General features: G+C 53.7%; 10 protein-coding genes and 4 pseudogenes. 7 read left to right on the top strand and 7 right to left on the bottom strand.

What is annotated here, in order from left to right:
- Nucleotides 1-244 (top strand): annotated as a pseudogene (locus tag GJ699_RS34910) (IS5/IS1182 family transposase); the annotation flags it as partial.
- A 212-nt stretch (nucleotides 245-456) separates the two neighbouring features.
- On the opposite strand, the pseudogene GJ699_RS33385 reads toward GJ699_RS34910, so the two are convergent.
- The 4 genes and pseudogenes from GJ699_RS33385 to GJ699_RS33370 form a co-directional block, all read right to left on the bottom strand.
- Nucleotides 457-855: pseudogene (locus GJ699_RS33385) on the bottom strand (IS110 family transposase); the annotation flags it as partial.
- A gap of 1014 nt (nucleotides 856-1869) precedes the next feature.
- Nucleotides 1870-2559, bottom strand: coding sequence for a choice-of-anchor E domain-containing protein (locus GJ699_RS33380; protein WP_154383728.1), 690 nt, complete (start codon nucleotides 2557-2559; stop codon nucleotides 1870-1872).
- Nucleotides 2560-2691: 132 nt separating this feature from the next.
- Entirely contained in the window at nucleotides 2692-3408 is a 717-nt protein-coding gene (locus GJ699_RS33375; RefSeq protein WP_195763713.1) for a response regulator transcription factor, read from the bottom strand.
- Nucleotides 3392-4789 (bottom strand): sensor histidine kinase, encoded by a 1398-nt coding sequence (locus tag GJ699_RS33370; RefSeq protein ID WP_154383726.1) that lies wholly within the window; start codon nucleotides 4787-4789, stop codon nucleotides 3392-3394. Before GJ699_RS33370 ends, GJ699_RS33375 begins: the two co-directional genes overlap by 17 nt.
- Before the next feature lie 445 nt (nucleotides 4790-5234).
- Here GJ699_RS33370 and GJ699_RS33365 point away from each other — a divergent pair.
- Nucleotides 5235-5693 (top strand): annotated as a pseudogene (locus GJ699_RS33365) (Tn3 family transposase); the annotation flags it as partial.
- A gap of 305 nt (nucleotides 5694-5998) precedes the next feature.
- On the opposite strand, the gene GJ699_RS33360 reads toward GJ699_RS33365, so the two are convergent.
- On the bottom strand, nucleotides 5999-7180 hold the full coding sequence (locus tag GJ699_RS33360; protein WP_154383725.1) for an ATP-binding response regulator: 1182 nt from the start codon (nucleotides 7178-7180) through the stop codon (nucleotides 5999-6001).
- A gap of 33 nt (nucleotides 7181-7213) precedes the next feature.
- Nucleotides 7214-8197, bottom strand: a complete 984-nt coding sequence (locus tag GJ699_RS33355) for a diguanylate cyclase (RefSeq protein WP_229262416.1) — start codon at nucleotides 8195-8197, stop codon at nucleotides 7214-7216.
- 254 nt (nucleotides 8198-8451) lie between these two features.
- On the opposite strand from GJ699_RS33355, the gene GJ699_RS33350 reads away from it, so the two are divergent.
- The 5 genes from GJ699_RS33350 to GJ699_RS33330 all read left to right on the top strand — a co-directional run bounded on the left by GJ699_RS33350 (nucleotide 8452) and on the right by GJ699_RS33330 (nucleotide 17524).
- Nucleotides 8452-13038 carry a PAS domain S-box protein gene (locus tag GJ699_RS33350; RefSeq protein WP_154383724.1) on the top strand — a complete coding sequence of 1529 codons (4587 nt, stop codon included), beginning with the start codon at nucleotides 8452-8454 and terminating at the stop codon, nucleotides 13036-13038.
- A 54-nt stretch (nucleotides 13039-13092) separates the two neighbouring features.
- Entirely contained in the window at nucleotides 13093-14490 is a 1398-nt protein-coding gene (locus tag GJ699_RS33345; protein ID WP_154383723.1) for a nucleotidyl transferase AbiEii/AbiGii toxin family protein, read from the top strand.
- 153 nt (nucleotides 14491-14643) lie between these two features.
- Nucleotides 14644-14988 carry a DUF2946 domain-containing protein gene (locus tag GJ699_RS33340; RefSeq protein ID WP_229262415.1) on the top strand — a complete coding sequence of 115 codons (345 nt, stop codon included), beginning with the start codon at nucleotides 14644-14646 and terminating at the stop codon, nucleotides 14986-14988.
- Between the two features lie 129 nt (nucleotides 14989-15117).
- The gene (locus GJ699_RS33335) at nucleotides 15118-15294 is read left to right on the top strand and encodes a hypothetical protein (protein ID WP_154383721.1); all 177 of its coding nucleotides are present in this window, start codon (nucleotides 15118-15120) and stop codon (nucleotides 15292-15294) included.
- A 100-nt stretch (nucleotides 15295-15394) separates the two neighbouring features.
- Entirely contained in the window at nucleotides 15395-17524 is a 2130-nt protein-coding gene (locus GJ699_RS33330) for a TonB-dependent siderophore receptor (protein ID WP_154383720.1), read from the top strand.
- 40 nt (nucleotides 17525-17564) lie between these two features.
- Here GJ699_RS33330 and GJ699_RS34905 read toward each other — a convergent pair.
- Nucleotides 17565-17808: pseudogene (locus GJ699_RS34905) on the bottom strand (IS5/IS1182 family transposase); the annotation flags it as partial.

Raw genomic sequence — 17808 nt, 5'->3', positions numbered from 1 at the left:
CCGGCGTCGCAGCGCCATTGAGCCGGCGATCGGGCACATGAAAAACGACGGCAGGCTGCGGCGAAACTGGCTCAAAGGCGTGGAAGGCGATGCCTTCCACGCGCTACTGTGCGGTTGCGGCCACAACCTGCGCATGATCCTGCGGAAGCTACGGCTTCCTTTTGGCTTGGTCGCCGCTTGGGCTATATGGCGCCAGCTTTTTTGTACTCAGCATCAGCAGCGGCTTACGCCGAGCTGCGGGTGATTTTTGAATTATTCAGGACGGACTATATAGCGTGGCGGCAAGCGGGCATACCAGCCGAACTCCACGTCTACGAACGCGGTGGCCATGGATTCGACCTTAAGCCCCAAGGCACGTCAAGCGATCACTGGTTCGAACAGTTTGCTGGATGCAGTCACGCGGGCTCATCAGCTCAAATTTCTCAGCACTGTAGAGGGGCCCAGGCCGAAAAAAGGAGCAAGCCGTTGAAAAACCGGAAATTCGAAGCGGCGAACCGCCCTCATATCCTGCTGCTCGACCGACTTCACTGTAACGAAGTGCATCGTGGGTCGGCTCGCCGCTTCGACGATCGCAGCCGCGTCGTTCGCATCGATCTTGTTGGTCTTTACGAATGGCGCGACATACTGCGGACTAATAAGTCGCACTTCGATGCTCGTTGCCTGGAATTGCCGTCCCCAATGATGGGCTGAGCTGCAAGCTTCCATTGCGATGACACGAGGCTGCAACTTGCGCACCGCACCGAGCAGCTCTGCGCGAAGCACCTTAGAGCCGTGCAATGCGTGGCCACGACGATCAGCACCATACAGCTGGAACACTCGCTTGGCTAGATCAATCCCGAGAATATCGATATCCATGGTAGACCTCCACACGTAAATTGGATGAAACGTTAGTTTGTTCCGATTCGGTGGTGTCGGGTCCATCTCAGTAAATCAACACAATGAACGAGCCTGTTGTTCTATATTAACTAGCGGTCACCTGTTACCGTCAAGCTCACTCACATCGTTTCGCGGACTTTTCGCTAGGCCTATATAGGTGTGATAAAACATGTCTCGAACTTCAACGATTACAACTATCGCGTTCCCAGATCTTTCCACATTGAACACAATCGTATCGCTTGTGATTGCGCATCACATTATATGATTCGCACCGCGGGCAGGTCGTGCGAACGAATACATGCCAGATAAAGATGCACATCAGCATTATACTGATCGGATAAATCACTCTTTCCCCACTAGAAAAGCTATCGAGGTCCAACAGCCTATCACCTGACATTTTGGCAATGCATGCCCGAATGAAACAGGAAAAAAATAAGGGTATAAAAGAATAGCCAATTAACCGATTCATATTTTTTTGAAACTCACATTAATGAAATTCTATCTTTTTAAAAAATACGGTATAAAATCAAGCTGAATTTTCGCAATAAAAATTTTTCTTTAAATTCCTATGATTTTCAATTTTCATTGAAATAATAGAAAGCTTTTTTATTAATGGAACCATCCCTAAATAATACCCTGGGCAAGAAGTAAATAAAAAATCCAGTAAAATACTTGCCTTGGAATTTTCTATTATGGTTTTAAATTACGAAATTTTTCTGGAACTATTCGCACGTTCTATATTGAAAATAATATTTCGTCTTGAAGAGTACGTGCAGTAGATATTACCGCAATTGTACGTCTTACGTCCTGCGTGATGTGCGAATGCCAAGAACCCCAGCGTTTCTAATATTCTCAGGGTGCCGTTGTCCTCGGCAAACAACATTTCATACATTATCCTCGGAGCAATTTTGACGCCGCGAACTTAATTTAAATTCTGCAAATATCGAATGATATTCAATTGACTCGTCGGTTTACGTCTTAGGTGAGGCACATTTACGCTTGTTTTTTATCCTTTCGGCGGCGCACAAGCCCAAGCAGTCCAAGGCCACTAATCAACATTGCGTAGGTTTCAGGTTCCGGAACTGGGGTTGTAGGGGTGTAGTTGTACGACACAGTGACATTACCGGCCGCTGAAGTGGCGAATTGAGTGATTAGGTTCCCAGCACCGCTTCCATTCGACACACCGGTTGCGCCCAGCCCCAGATTGATTGTGCCGCCGCCAGCTTGCGAGAACAGACTGTAGTCGTATGTTGAATTGGACACGAAGCTCTCACTATGATTACTGCTTACTTGACCGGTCGAAGCTCCTGAACCACCTGCAAAATCGATTGAACCATCGAAGGCAGTTAACGAGTAACCTTTGCTGAAGACAGGATTAGTTACTACGATAGTTGAACCATCGGGACGAGCTAAGGTCAAGATAGAACTTAGCGAGAGGGTTACAGTCGAAGCAGCGCCATCCAACGATTCAGCCCGGCCTGCGCCCGACACTATGCCGTCCAATGCGAACGTGATCGAGTTAAGAGTTCCTAGATTCGAATCAAATTTACCAATGGACAGGATGTCGGTCCAAGCGGTAATGGTTGTCGGCTTAGATGCGGTGAAGGACACAACTTCTGCGTGTACAGAACCTATAGAGCCAATCACGCCTACAGTCGCCAAGGCTACAATAATTTTTTTCATTAAATCCCCAGGGTGAAAATAGTAAAATTAAATCAATAAAATAAAGAAAAATGCAAGAACCATAGTAGTGGAATACTTACCTGGGCGCAAACCACCAACTCCGACGAATAGTGACCAAATGTGACGAAGTTCTTACTGGTCTAAATCTCCTTCATTTAAGATAATATCCCCAGCAAAGCAATATCCAACTGAATGTACGGTTTTTATAGGTATATTCATTCCTGCCTGTTCTATTTTTGATCGCAATCGACGGACCAGTGAATCTAATGAACGACTGCTATAGAAATCATTGCGTTGGTATATTTTTTCAAGAATAATTTTCTTTTTCACAGGCGAACCGGGCGAAACCGCCAGTGATTCGAGAAACATCAATTCTTTTAAAGTAAGTGATATTCTAAAATAATTAGAGAAACTCAATTCCCATTGATTTAAAGAGATTACCCAAGAAGCGGTAACAACAGGAATCTCATTCCTGCACTTCTGGACTCGATCAGCAATACTTACGATAACCGCTGATAGTTCCCGACAATCAACCGGTTTAACAAGATAAAGGTCAGCGCCGGAATGATATCCCTTAAGTTTATCTTCAATTGCTCCACGGGCTGTGAGAATGATTACGCCCATATTCGTATTCGATCTAATATATTCGGCAAGAACATATCCTTCTTGATCAGGCAAACCGATATCAACCACTGCGATATCGAAATGAGTTCTTGCTATCGCATGATAAAAATCAGTTGCAGTGGAGACGCCGATGACATTCATTCCTTCAATCTCAAGCCATTCGACCACGCTATCTCGCAAATCACTGTCATCTTCAACTAATAATACCTTAATTTGAAATTCCATTATCATTATTAACCTTTGGAGGGCATGGTAATATTATTGTCGCCAGAGTACCTCCACCAGCTCGATTAGTGAGAGTAATACTTCCACCATGCTGGCCAATAATACGCCGAACAAGGTATAGTCCGACTCCGCTGCCTGCCACGGAGCCAGTGCGGCTCCCTCTAAAATATTTTCTATAGACCAACTCAAGCTCCTGCTCTGGAATGCCTGGCCCTCGGTCCGCTACAGTGATGACCGTTGCGCCGACCTCTAGCCTTGCTGTAATATCAACCGCCCCCTTTTGAGGCCCGTATTTGATTGCATTATCAATTAGATTTAGTAGCGCGGTTTTTAGCAACTTCACATCACAGTGTAAGATGCTAGAAGAATAGATGTGAAGCTCGATTTGGACTTGAGAGATTCCCCAATAATCGATCGACTCAGAAATAACTGCAGTAAGAAAATCAGACAATTGGACGCGATCAAAATAAATGCCCATGTGGACATCTGCTATTTTACCACTTTCTAACGCAGTTTCAGCCACCTCTACCAGGCGTTGCACTGCGCGTTGCATCTTTTCTAAATTGCCTTTCAGGCGTTCACCACTGGCTTCATCTCTATTTTTTAAAATAGCCAGATTTGTACGAATAACTGCTAATGGCGTGCGATATTCATGCGAAAACATTTCCACAAAACGGTTTTGAATATCTAGAGCTTCCTGTTTTGAATTAAGTGAAAATATTAGCTGGTGTTTTATACGTTCAAAATATAGCAACAAAAGAGCTGGAAAAAAAAGGACTGTTCCGGCGAGAGCAACCAAATAAACAGAGATTGCATTGAACTGCATTAATTTTTCCGATTCGGATGGATTATTCCAATATACTATTAAAATAATCCGAAAAATGTGTGCGCTGCTCAACAAAACAAGTCCTAAAATAGCCATGCCACGAGCATATCCACGTCTGCTTAGACCTAAATTTTCAGGAATTTTCAGCAATGAGTGCATACACAGAAAAAAAACAAAAATCAGGCTGATGCTGCTTAGAGCTGCACGAGAAGAGAAATCAGCATCAGTAGAAACTAAAAGCGAATACAAGCCAGAAAATATGGGGATAGGAGAATAGGCCCAAAAAGTAATTTTCTGCTCATAAAAAGCACGTAAACCAATCCAGACCACAACGCATCCTGCGAAGAGCATTGAGTTTCCTGAAGTCAACATAAAGCCGGGCTTACTACTAATATTCAAGAAAATAATTGTCATGCCCGCTGAAGTAAGTACGCCTGATGCTGCCCATAGTCGAGTGTAGCGTTCGCTAGGTGCTGCATAGTACAAACCTATCATCGTTGCGGAGATACAGAGTTGCACTATAGATAGTGCGGTGCTAGCAGTCAAAGTGTCCATGAATATATTCGCAAAATACGGGGCAGGTTCGTAGCAATGTACCACCGCTATCGAGCAATTATGCACGTCAAATTACTAGCGAGGTCGCTGTCAGACGTAATCGCAAACTCCTCATGCAACCCATGGGTGTATGACTCATATACGGCTCTTTTTTGCCCCATTTTGGTTCACTTTTGAGCAGGTCGATGTAATGGATGAGCTATGTTTCAGCCACGGGCGACCGGTCTTGACACTCTTGGCTGACCTGCCGTTACCTGATAGCGCCGTGACAGCGCTCTTTGACAGTTCTGGCTTGGCCAAGACCAAGCTGCTGCGTAGCATCGCCGGTCTGGAGCCCGGACCTTTGGGGCGACTCGTCGTGGCCGGCAAAGCGTGGCAGGACGAGCCGCGGTGGTTGCCGATACACAAACGACCGTTGGCGTACGTCTTTCGTAAGCGTAAAGCCAAGATTACGCCCTCGACGATCCTTCGCCGCAAGGACAAGCTGTATTTCGCGTTCCGTGAATTGGGGAGGGGCGTGCGGACCGAACTCCTGCTCAAATATATCTGGGACGTGGAGCTGCGCAAAAACATCCAGGCCGCGACTAACAAAAGCGAGGAGTTCAACAAGTTCATCAAATGGCTGTTCTTTGGCAATCAAGGCATCATCGCGGAAAACGTGCGCCATGAGCAGCGTGAAGTGGTGAAATATAATCAGATAGTGGCCAATCTGGACATCCACAACGTCGACACGAAGAGACGGGTGCTAAAGGAGATGCAGGGAGAGAGCCTGCAGATCGACGAGGAGATATTGGCCGGCCTAGCCCCATATCGAACCGAGCACATCAACCGATACGGTGCCTACACACTCGATCTAGAACGACAGGTGCCGCCGATGAACGATAAGACAAGAATTATTCAATAAATCAGTAGGTTACAGCGCAATCTGGGTATTTCTACACGAATCCCGGCCGCTCCTCAGCTTCACTGATCGCGCTTGCGCATGAGCATTGCCGGGCGAATTAGACGCGATGTTCAGGAAAAAAAAACCGCAAACGATGAGTATCTTCGGTAGCCTTCGACAATCTGGTCGGCAGCCTCTGCGCTCACTAGAGTTCGACAGTGAACGTATTGATAAGGATGAGGAGGCCCGCCGGATGCGGGACGCATGGTTATTTCAGATCGCGAGGATTGCGTCGTATTCAACTACCACTGAGGTCCATTGCCGGCTCAGGCCAAAATGGCCAAGGGCAGTTGCAGCCAGAAAGTGCTGCCTCGGTCTGGCTGGCTGAAAACGCCGATCTCGCCGTGCATTTGTTCAACCAGATGCTTGCAAATCACCAAACCGAGGCCTGTGCCCGCCTCGGCGTTGCTATCCAGGCCGAGTCTGTCGAAGGGACGGAACAGGCGGGACAATAGCTCGGCCGGGATACCTAGACCACTGTCACTGACACTGATCCTTACCATGGAACCTGAGCACGTTACTCCCACCTGCAATGTGCCGCCTCGTCGATTATATTTGATGCCGTTGGAGAGCAAATTGAGCAGTACCTGCTTGAGTCGCAACAGATCCGCCTGTACCGCCAGCGTGTCGTCGACGGTGAACTCGGTGACGATTTCGCGCGCTTGGCACATCGGTTCAAGCATGGCCCGGCACTCCTCTAGGAGTGGGGCCAACGGCACCGCTTCGAGCTGAAGATCTTGAGTTGCCGACTCAATCTTGGCCAGATCGAGAATTTCATTAATCAGCGTTAACAAGTGCTTTGCGCTGCTGAGGATGTGGCCGGAAAACTGCACCTGCTGCGCTGCGGTGGTGACGAGTTTTGGCGAGTTAAGGATATGGGCAAAGCCGACGATGGAGTTCAATGGAGTACGTATTTCATGGCTCATGCTGGCGATGAATCTGGATTTGGCTTCATTGGCCTGCTGCACCTTTATCTGGGCTTCGAGCAGATCCCGGTTGGTCTGATTCAGTTGGTCGAGACTGGTCCGTAGCGATTGCTCAGCGGTGTACTTCTCCAGTCGCAGTTGGCGCATCGCCAAGGCCCGCTGTAGCGTGGCCTTCAGCGCATCGGCGTCAAATGGTTTCAAAACAAAGTCAAGCGCGCCAGCGCGCATCGCATCGACCGCGCGTGGCACAGTAGCTTTAGCCGTGATCAATACACAGCCCATCGCCGGAGCGATATGCAATGCCGCCGCTGTCAGTGCGATGCCGTCCAGATCTGGCATCACCAAGTCGCACAGCATCAGCTCGTATTTATGCTGGGTCAGTGAGTCGAGTGCATCGGCTGGGGAGCTGAAAGCAGTGACGGCAAAGCCGTCCATTTCGAGTACATCGGCCAAGGCCCGCAGCTGCACCCTTTCATCGTCGACTAGCAGAATGCGTATCCGAGTATCGTAACTGTTTGCCATCTCGGCTCCTAGGTTGGTACTACTGGCGGCCACTCACGTTACTGTGACGATGCCTGCGGTGGCGAGCGACTCGGCCTTGACGCGCGCACGCCCCTCTTGCTTGGCTTGATACAGTAGACGATCAGCCTGTGCCAGCAGTGTCGCCGGCTCGCAGTCAGGTGGCGGCACGCCGGCGACGATGCCACCGCTGATGCTGACCACCGTGGCGACATCAGAGAGCTGATGTTCGATCTCCAGCGCGCGCACCGCCGCTTCCAACTTGGTACCGATGCGCAGTGCGCCCTCAAGCGGGGTATTAGGCAGGATACAGACAAATTCTTCACCGCCGTATCGCGCCACGAGGTCGCCTGGTCGCGCTAGCGTGGCGCGGAGCGCCATTGCCACCTGACGCAGACAGGCGTCGCCCGCCTGATGGCCATAGCGGTCGTTGTAGCGCTTGAAGAAATCGATATCGAGCAAGATCAGCCCCAACGGCAAGCTCATGCGTTTGCAGCGGCCAATCTCGACCGGCAGTTGTTCGTCAAACTGGCGTCGGTTGGCGATGCCGGTCAAACCATCAACAAAAGCCAAACTACGCAACACGTCGGACTGCAGCTTCAGGGTCAGATGAGCGCGTACCCGGTTGCGCAAGGTCAGTGGGTTGATGGGTTTGCTGACAAAGTCAACTCCGCCAGCTTCCCAACAGGCGTCTTCTTCGCTGGTGGAGTTGCCGCCGGTGACGAAGATGACCGGGATATTGCTGGTTCTTTCGCTGGCCTTTAGACGACGACATACTTCCAGCCCATCCATTTGGGGCATCACTACATCGAGCAATACTAAGTCGGGCGGATTTTCGTGGCAGAGCGCCAGTGCCGCTGGGCCGCTGTTGGCCATAAATACCGTGTAGCTACCGGTAAAAACTTGGTACACGGCTTGGATGTTGGCCGTTTGATCATCGACGACCAACAAGCGCAGAGAACGATCAGCACTAAGTTCCGGGCCGACGGCCAGTGCATTCAACGTCGTGGTCGGCATCATATTTGAGTCCTTAGCCAGATTGCGGAGAACTTGCAGGAAACTAGCGTTGTGGTTCTGCCACAAACGCTGGCCTACCGGTGCACCTATACCATCTCTGTATTGTATCGAGCAGGCCTGCCGCTCCAGATTGCGCGTTCACTGCTAGGATACCTAAGATTATTGCAAAAAGCGATGCTCTTGGGCTGCATTGGCTTAGGACGAAACAAATCGCGACGCGACATGTGTGCACCGCATCGACTTAGGGGGAGCTGATTATGTTTAGCAATCGCGAAAGAACTTGCGTAAAGCAATTTTGGGGATGGTTGTTAGTAGTGTCGCTGGCAATGCTGGCGGTACTCGCCGTGTTGCACACCGGGCGCGTTGAGCGTAACAGCGGTGAGCAAGCGTTGCAGGCGAGGCTGCAGGGCCGTAGCTTGGCTAATGCCGATGTGCTGACACGTCGGTTGGAGGACTTACGGCGCGATGCTTTGTTCTTGAGGAGTGTGCCGCCGGTGGACGGTGTGATGCGGGCCAGCGCGAACGGCGGCTATGATGCGGCTGAGGCGACTCCTGGCACACTTTGGGAAAAACGCCTTACCAGCATCTTCCGCTCTTATCTGGAGGCCCATCCCGATGTGTTCCAGGTACGCCTAATAGGCAGCGCCAACAATGGACGCGAACTGATACGGGTCGAGCGCGAGCCGGAGGGAATTATTGCGGTGCCGCCGCAACGGCTACAGGATAAGGGTGATACTGCGTATGTGCAGGACGGCTTGCGGCTGCGGCCGGACCAAGCCTTTATTTCGGATCTGAACCTGAACCGGGAACATGGCAAGATCCAATTACCTGAAGTTCCCACGGTACGTGCGGTGGCACCGGTGTTTGGCCTAGACGGCAAGATCTTTGGACTAGTGGTCATCAATTATGATCTGCGCGGCATCTTGCGCGCTCTATCCAATAATCTTCCGCCTTACTTCAATGCTTATCTGATGAACAGCGAGGGCGACTTCTTGCTACATCCAGATGTGCAGCGCAGCTTCGGCTTCGAACGCGGGCAGCGATGGCGGTGGGGCAATGAATTCCGGCGCACCGATACCGTTTCCGTCGGCGATGTTATGGAGCGGTTGCAAGGGCAGGGAGAGGACTACTTCGCGATCGCGCGCAAAATCTCGCTGGATCCGCTGCAGCGGCAGCGCGACCTGACTTTTGTGCTGACGATGCCGCAAGAGCAGGTGTACGGCGACGTGCGCCGCTCGCAGCGCAATATCGCGCTGGCGCTCGGGGCCGGCGCGCTGATCATGGGCGCCGCCTTCTTTTGGCAGGCGCGCCAGCAGCGTGTGGCACGTGAATATCAGTCGCGCGTTTCGGCTATTGTCGAGAGCTCGCATGATGCCATCATCGGCAAGACGTTGGATGGCGTCGTCACCAGCTGGAATCATGGTGCCGAGCGGATGTTTGGCTACACGGCCGAGGAGGCGGTCGGTCAGCCACTGATGGCGCTAATCGTCCCGCCCGGCAGCGAGGCCGAAGAAGAGGCTATATTGCGCAAGGTGCTTGCCGGCGATGGAGTCGACGATCTGGCAACCCAGCGCCGACGCAAGGATGGCAGCATGCTGGACGTGCTGGTCACTTCTTCCCCGATTCGCAGCGCCGGCGGGCGCATCGTGGGCGCCGCCAAGACAGTACGCGATATCAGCGAGCGGGTCGCAGCCGAGCGTCACATTCGCGACCTGAACGCCAACCTGGAGTGCCAGGTTGGGGCGCGTACCGCTCAGGTTCAGGCGATCTCGATTTTGCAGCGGGCCATTCTGGAGCACTCCGCGTATGCGATTATCGCCACAGACGAGCACGGCATCGTGACGCTGTTCAATCCGGCCGCCGAGCACATGCTGGGCTACCAGGCTGACGAATTGGTGGCAAAGGAGAGTCCGGCAATCTGGCATGATCCCGACGAAGTCGCGGCGCGCGCCCTTGTGCTGAGCGCCGAACTTGGAAGGTCGGTGGCACCGGGCTTTGAGGTGTTTGTCGCCCGTACCCACCTCGGCGGCAGCGATGAGAGCAGCTGGACCTATGTACGCAAGGATGGCAGCAAGTTCCCGGTGCTACTGTCCGTCAGCGCGCTGCGCGCCGACGATGGCAGCATCAATGGCTATCTTGGGATTGCGGCCGATATCAGTCTCCAGGAGCAGCAACGGCGCAGTCTGGAGGCCAGCCGTACCCAGTTATTGCATGCAGCCGCCGTTGCCGAACTGGGGATTTGGACCTGGGATGTGCCCAGCGGTACGATGGACTGGAACGATTTGATGTGTGAAATTTATGAAGTCCCACTGGCCGAGCGTGGTGCGGACCTGAACTATGAGCACTGGCGCAGCCGTCTGCATCCGGATGACGTGGAGCGCGCGGTCGACCAGTTGAACGGGGCTCTGGAGGGACGCTGCAAATACGACCTGGTGTTCCGCATCTGCGATACGCAGGGACAGGTGCGGCAGATTCAGGCCAGTGCCATGGTGGAGCGGGACGCTAGCGGTAAAGCGTTGCGCATGGTGGGGATCAACCGCGACATCACCGCCCAGCATCAGGCGGAGGCTGCCCTGCTTTCTGCGGTTGCTGCGGCCGATGCTGCCAACCGTGCCAAGTCGGCTTTCCTGGCCAATATGAGTCACGAAATCCGCTCCCCGATGAACGCGGTACTAGGCATGCTGGCCCTACTCAAGCGCACTACGTTGAACAGCCAGCAGTACGATTACGCCAATAAGGCCGAAGGGGCTGGCCGTGCCTTGCTCGGCATTCTCAATGATATTCTCGATTTTTCACGCGTCGAGGCGGGCAAGCTGACGCTTGACCCGCAGCCGTTCAGCGTCGACCAGTTAATGCGCGATATCGGCGTGATCTTGTCCGCCAACGTTGGAGACAAGAACATCGAGCTGGTGTTTGATATGGATCCGCGACTGCCGGAATGGCTACAGGCCGATGCGCTGCGGCTGCAGCAGATTTTGATCAATCTGGCGGGCAATGCGGTCAAATTCACGCAGCAAGGCGAGGTGGTGTTACGGGCGCATCTACTTCCTGCGCTCTCTGAGGCTGTGACGGTGCACGACGAGGGCGGCTTGCGGTTGGGCTTTAGCGTCAGTGACACCGGCATCGGGATTTCGGAAGAGCAGTGCCAGCGCATTTTCGAAGGCTTTACCCAAGCCGAAGTGTCTACCGTGCGGCGCTTCGGCGGTTCCGGACTTGGGCTGGCCATCAGTCAACGTCTGGTCGAGATGATGGAAGGCCAGTTGCGCGTCGAGAGCCAGCTCGGAGTGGGGAGCACCTTCAGCTTCGATATCGCCTGCCAGAGTGCGGCGGCGCCTGACGGTGTGCCCATAATGAGCGCCAGCCAGTTTCCGCATTTTCGCTGTCTGGTGGTTGATGACCATGCAGCCGCCCGTGAGTCGATGCAAGTAATGTTGCGCGGCTTTGGCTGGGAAGTCGATATGGTTGACAGCGGCGAGGCGGCGCTGGCGCGCTGTGCCGATCCGGCCAGCGGTTCGTACGACGCGGTGTTCATGGACTGGCAACTGGGCGGCATAAATGGCTGGGAAGCCAGTGCCGAATTGCGGCGTAGGCTGCCACCAGAACGGATGACCCTCATCATTATGGTCACAGCACACGGTCAGACTGTGCTGGTGCAACGGGAGGCGGCGCTACCGGCGGTGGTGGATGGGATTGTCGTCAAACCGGTCACGCCGTCGCTGCTGCTTGACGCAGTGGCCGAAGCATATGCGGCTAAACAGGGCGGTCGCCGCAGCGACGGCTTGGTGGCAGTGCGGATGCAGCCGCTGGCGGGCCGCCGGCTGTTGTTGGTGGAGGATAACCCGATTAACCAGCAGGTGGCCCGCGAACTGCTAACCGATGTAGGCGCCAGCGTCGAAGTGGCGGGAGATGGCCACACCGCGCTGCAAATGTTGAGGACGGCGCAGCCGATGTTCGACTGCGTACTCATGGATATCCAGATGCCGGGCATCGACGGATATACGACAGCTCGCGAGATCCGCGCCAGTCTGGGATTGTGGGCTTTGCCTATTATTGCGATGACCGCCAATGTGATGGAAAGCGACCGCCACGCCGCGATGGCAGCTGGCATGAACGATCATATCGGCAAGCCGTTCGATATCGAGAAGCTAGCCATGGTCATCCTGCGTTGGACCGACGACGAGCCAGAAACGCCAGTCTTGGCGGCGCAGGCACCTGCTCTGGATGCTTTGCTGGATCGACCCGGTTTTGACGGCAACGCAGCACTCAGCCGCTTTGGAGGGAATCAAGCGGCATATAGCCGAGCGTTGCGGCATTTTTCTGCCGAAATTCAGACGCTAGTAGCGGCCGTCCCGGCACTGCCGCTAGAATCGCAGCGCCAAGCCGCCGGCATGACAATCCACAGTCTGAAGGGGCTAGCCGGAACGGTAGGTGCGACCGAGCTGGCGCATCAGGCGCACGCGTTGGAGCAAATCTTACATAGCGAGGACAGTTTGCCACGCTGGGGTGATGTGCATACAGCGTTGCTGTTGGCTGGCCGCAACGCACAGGTCGACAGCTTGGCGTTGGCACAGCAGATTGATAGTACGGCGCAGCCGCCGAAGGCTCCTTCGACTGCCGATCCAAGTCAACTGCCTTTGAAGCTACAACAATTACGCCCGCTGCTGGCCGCATCCAACCTCGACGCCTTGCCCATGTTTGAAGCGTTGGTGCGCGAGCATCGGCTGACACAGCGGCCGGAATTTTTAGAACTCACCACCGCCATCGATCAATTCAACTTTGCGTTGGCGGTACAGGAGTGCGACGCAATTCTGGACTGTCATGGAAAAATTAATGCATCAGTCTGACGGGTAATCGGCTTTACTCGGCCAACATTTATGTGATGTTGAAGATCATTTGCTCTGGCTTGGTGGGCGGGAGGGTATGGCTGCCGTTTTAGCAAGGACATCGACATCTTCGTTCCCGACCTGCAGTCGCTTGGTTTTGTCACGCCTCGACTGAGCGATGTAGCTGAGTCGATCACCACTGATTACGTGGAAACTGCCGGCTACGTCAAGCTATATCTGGAGGAAGGCGAAATCGACTTCGTCGCCGCACCGAATCTAACTACCCCTGGCTTTGAAGTTGAGACAGTACTGGGGCATCAGGTGCGCGTGGAGACGTCGGTGGAGATTATCGCCAAAAAGATGTGGCATCGCGGTGATCGAATTACGGGGCGCGATATCTTTGACTTCGCCCTGATCGCCGAGCGCGAACCGGAAGTACTTATGCCGGCGCGTGAATTCATGGTCAGGAATGCTGCAGCGGTGTTCCAGCAGCTTGAAGAGCGGTACGCGCAACTGAAACAGCAATTTGAAGCGGTCGATGCTCTCAATTTTCATCCAAGCTTCGACCAAGCCTGTGCCACTTTGAAGACCACGCTTGCCGCTATGCTCAACGCGCCGGATCTTGGACGCGATGATGCCTCATCTTCCAATGCACGATACGTGCGACGAATCAGCTCCCCTGAGGCCCTGATGCGCTATCCAAAGCCGCAAAAAGGCAATCCACACAGACTAACGATCGACCAGCACATATTTCCGAAGTCGTGTATAGCACGTTTTGCCGGTGATAAAGGAACGGTGCAGGTGCGCCGGAAGAGCGGTGAGAAAGATCTGTGGCTTACACCCGGCAATTCGTATTTTTGTGCGCGCCGTCTTTGGGATCAAAAGGCCGAAGCCGTGTTCATGAAAGCAATTAAGGATCGGTACCAGGATGTAGCAAGAAACATCGTCGCCCGTGCCGTGACCACTCTCGATGCCATGATGAATCAGGCCGTCACCGACCTGTATCTCCTGTGGACCTTGCGGCACGAGCGTTTACTTAATCCTATTCCTGACGCGAGATTAAGCTTTGTGGCGCCGGAACGCGAGATGTCGATCGACACTCAGGAGATTCTGGAGGCGAACGGGTATGTGTTCGCTGCGCCGGACAATACCATCCCGAGCCGATTCATGACAGGGTTGCGCTTTATGATGGAGATGCGCCGGGAGCGTGAAAGAATGGTCGGCAAAAGATGGGGCATATTGACGTCGGACGAAGCCGAATTTTTGGTGCCAGATAATTTTTCGGCTTGTTCCGTACTACCGTTGTCGCCGACTATCGCGCATGTCGAGGGACATGCTGACCAACAGATCGGCTTCAGGCAAGTCGCCGACATCAATGGTCAAGCGGTCCAAGGCTGCCATCGCTACTATTTTGCACGGGACATCGCGCGCTGCCTCATCCTGACGCGACGCATTTTGGACGATCTGTTCTAGAGTTGAGTCAGGTGATAATGTTCAAATGGAGGATACGGATAATAGGACAAATTGCCCTATAGCCTGGCTTGCCGGTAATCGGGAACAACTATCTACTATAATATCGAGATGATCAGAACGGTAAAGCGACAAACACTGCATATCTGGATTGCCATGTTGGCCATCTTGTTCAGTGCGCTCGCCCCGGCCATTTCGCACGCGCTGGCGGCCCGAACCGACTCCGCCGTCACCTTGGAAATCTGTACGGTCAATGGCTACAAAGTAGTCAAAGTTACTGACGCCGATAGTAGCAAAAAGCCGACCACAGCCAAACATGGAATGGAGCACTGCGTTTTTTGCGTCACCCATGGCGGCACATCTGCCTTGACGGGCTCTTCATCACTTGTCTTTGCCATCGACTCGGGTCGCGATATCTATCCACCGCTGTTTTACGCCGCACCACACTCCCTGCATGCGTGGTCTACCGCCAACCCGCGCGCGCCTCCCTTCCTCGCCTGACCAAGCCTTCGGCAGCACTCGTGTGCGCTGATGCGGTCACATCTCCAGCTCCAGTTTATGCCCGGTTTGCCGGTGCATTATGCTGCCATAAATCTGGCGGCGATCTGAACCTGTTTAACGAGGATTGCCATGAACCAATCAGGTATCTCGCTCGCGTTCGTCCTTCGGGCGTTGCGTTGCTTCAACGCCGCTGCATTTGCAGCGTTGGCGTTTTTTTACTTCGCCTCTTATAGCCTGGCCGTGCTGCTGTTCGACAGCCTCATTGAGAAGATGCGCCATCCTCCTGCACAAATGAAATCGCCCTGATGCTTCCTTTGGTGTTGATCTCAACAGCGGCCGACCGGCATCGCGGCCTGAAAAATACCAAGCCAATACACAAACTACACATAATTGACCGGATTACACCATGAAATTTGAATGCAACGGTACCAAGGTCCACCCGCTCCTGATCGCACTCGGTATCGCGTTTTCGTCTAATGTCTCCATCGCCTGGTCGGCTGACGCAACCGTCCCTCAAGAGCTACCCACTGTATTGGTTCGTGCCGATGTCGATTCCGGCTATCAGGCAGCAGTTGCGGAAAGCACCAGCCGCACGTCGATCCCACTAAAAGATTTGCCTGCGTCGATTCAGGTCGTTCCGCACGGACTTTTACGCGACCGCGGCGTTACCCGCACTGACCAGTTACTCGACAATGTCAGCGGCGTGCTTGCTGAGTCCAATTACGGCGGTAACGGCGCGACGTTTTTTAATATTCGCGGCTTCAGCGAAAACAACGGCCTGAGAGACGGCTTCCGCAATTATGGTTATCTGGCATTTCGTGATGTGCAAAACATTGAGCAGGTGGAGGTCTTCAAGGGGCCGGCCGGAGCGCTGTACGGCGGTGTTGGCGCGGTAGGCGGCTACGTGAATACTGTTTCCAAGCGACCGGGGCCGGGGAGTTTCGGTGAAGTCGGTCTGACACTGGGCAGCTATGGCTTGCGCCGCTCGACCCTTGATGTCAATCAGGGTCTAGATAACGGCCTGAGCGTCCGCCTCAACGGCGCATATGAAAAGAACTCGACTTTCCGCGATAACGTGGGCTACGATTCGTGGTCATTCGCACCAGCGATTAGCTGGAATAACGGCCGTGGAACCTCGCTGACGCTGCTCACTGAACTCAACCATCTGAATCGTGATGGCTTTGATTTTGGCGTCCCAAACCTCCCAAATTACGCGACGCTTTCCCGCACCCGGTATTTTGGGCTGCGCGATGGCGTTTATCCCGGCGTGGCAGGCGACTTTGCTAAAAACGATACCGAGGCTGCGACGCTGATATTCGAACACGCGCTGAACGCTCAATGGAAGGTGCGCGCCGCCGCACATTACAGCCATGCGCATCAATTATCCCAACAGAGCTTCCCGGACAACGGCTCATACACGGGCGGCAACCTGCTCGACGTCTCGGTTTATAGCGGCGCAAATGAAGCATCGAGGCAGTATTCGGCGCAGGCCGATTTGCTCGGCAATTTCACAACGGGCGCCGTTAAACATTCTCTGCTCGCCGGCATTGACTATGGCTACCTTAAACAGGGGGGCGCCGGTTCGGCGGTATCGCAGTTGACGCTCGACTTGTCCAACCCCAACTACGTTTCCCCATTAGTGGCTGCCTCGGCATCCGGCCCGTACCATCAGGCCCAGGGCAAGGACCTCGGGGTGTATTTTCAGGATCTGATTGATGTTACGTCGCAGGTCAAACTTCATATTTGCTTGCGTGGCGACCGGTTTGAAAACCGTGAACTGCTAGGCGGATCAGAGGTTGCCAGAGGCAGCCAGAATGCTTTCTCGCCACGCATTGGCTTGGTCTGGCAACCGACCGACAGTACTTCGCTGTTCACGGATTGGAGCCGCAGCCACGCGCCCAATATCGCCCACGGCGTGACCAGTAGCACGTATGACGCCGAACTCGGCGAACAGGTTGAAGTCGGCCTAAAGCAAGAATTGATTAAGAATCGCCTGAGCGCAACCCTCGCGGCATTCGACCTCAAACGCACTAACATTCTGACCAGCGATCCCCTCGATCCCACGCGCCAAGTACTCACTGGCAAACAAGCAAGCCGGGGCGTCGAATTCGATATAGCCGGACCGATCACGCCGGCGTGGAAACTGATCGCAGCTTACACTTATACCGACGCCACGGTGAAAAGCGATACCAATCTGCCGGTCGGCGACACGCTGTCCAACGTCCCGCGCCATCATGCGAGCTTCTGGAACACGTATGAATTTCAGGAAACAGCGTTGAAAGGGCTAGGTGTGGGCGCCGGCATTTATTACGTCGGCGAACGGGAAGCGAGTCTTCCCAATACCTACAAGTTGCCCGGCTATGTCCGCACCGACGCCTCGTTGTCGTATCAAAGCGGCGCATGGCGAACGCAGTTGAACGTCATTAATCTATTCGATCGCAAGTATTACACCGGCGGATTGGCAAGTGTCTTCAACTACACGCTCGATCCTGGCCGGCCGCAGTCAGCACAGTTGACGGTCACTTATCGTTTTTGAAACAGCTCACCTATTTAGTCCGGCCTGAATAATTCAAAAATTAGCCGCAGCTCGGCGCAAGCCGCTGCGGATGCTGGGTACAGAAAAGCTGGTGCCATATAGCCCAAGCGGCGATCAAGACAAAAAGAAGCGGTAGCTTCCGCAGGATCATGCGCAGATTGTGGCCGCAACCGCATAGTAGCGCGTGGAAGGCATCGCCTTCCACGCCTTTGAGCCAGTTTCGTCGCAGCCTGCCGTCGTTCTTCATGTGCCCGATCGCCGGCTCGATGGCGCTGCGACGCCGA

The sequence above is a fragment of the Duganella guangzhouensis genome, assembly GCF_009674535.1.
Classification (GTDB): Bacteria; Pseudomonadota; Gammaproteobacteria; order Burkholderiales; family Burkholderiaceae_D; genus Rugamonas; species Rugamonas guangzhouensis.
The sequence above is the reverse complement of the archived record's forward strand: the minus strand, read 5'-3'. Positions and strand labels throughout refer to the sequence as shown.

What these genes read in the sequence shown, in the direction of transcription:
- GJ699_RS33350 (WP_154383724.1), top strand. Translation starts at nt 8,452, where the DNA reads ATGTTTAGCAATCGCGAAAGAACTTGCGTAAAGCAATTTTGGGGATGG.
- GJ699_RS33380 (WP_154383728.1), bottom strand. Translation starts at nt 2,559, where the DNA reads ATGAAAAAAATTATTGTAGCCTTGGCGACTGTAGGCGTGATTGGCTCT.
- GJ699_RS33335 (WP_154383721.1), top strand. Translation starts at nt 15,118, where the DNA reads ATGAACCAATCAGGTATCTCGCTCGCGTTCGTCCTTCGGGCGTTGCGT.
- GJ699_RS33355 (WP_229262416.1), bottom strand. Translation starts at nt 8,197, where the DNA reads ATGATGCCGACCACGACGTTGAATGCACTGGCCGTCGGCCCGGAACTT.
- GJ699_RS33375 (WP_195763713.1), bottom strand. Translation starts at nt 3,408, where the DNA reads ATGGAATTTCAAATTAAGGTATTATTAGTTGAAGATGACAGTGATTTG.
- GJ699_RS33370 (WP_154383726.1), bottom strand. Translation starts at nt 4,789, where the DNA reads ATGGACACTTTGACTGCTAGCACCGCACTATCTATAGTGCAACTCTGT.
- GJ699_RS33330 (WP_154383720.1), top strand. Translation starts at nt 15,395, where the DNA reads ATGAAATTTGAATGCAACGGTACCAAGGTCCACCCGCTCCTGATCGCA.
- GJ699_RS33340 (WP_229262415.1), top strand. Translation starts at nt 14,644, where the DNA reads ATGTTGGCCATCTTGTTCAGTGCGCTCGCCCCGGCCATTTCGCACGCG.
- GJ699_RS33360 (WP_154383725.1), bottom strand. Translation starts at nt 7,180, where the DNA reads ATGGCAAACAGTTACGATACTCGGATACGCATTCTGCTAGTCGACGAT.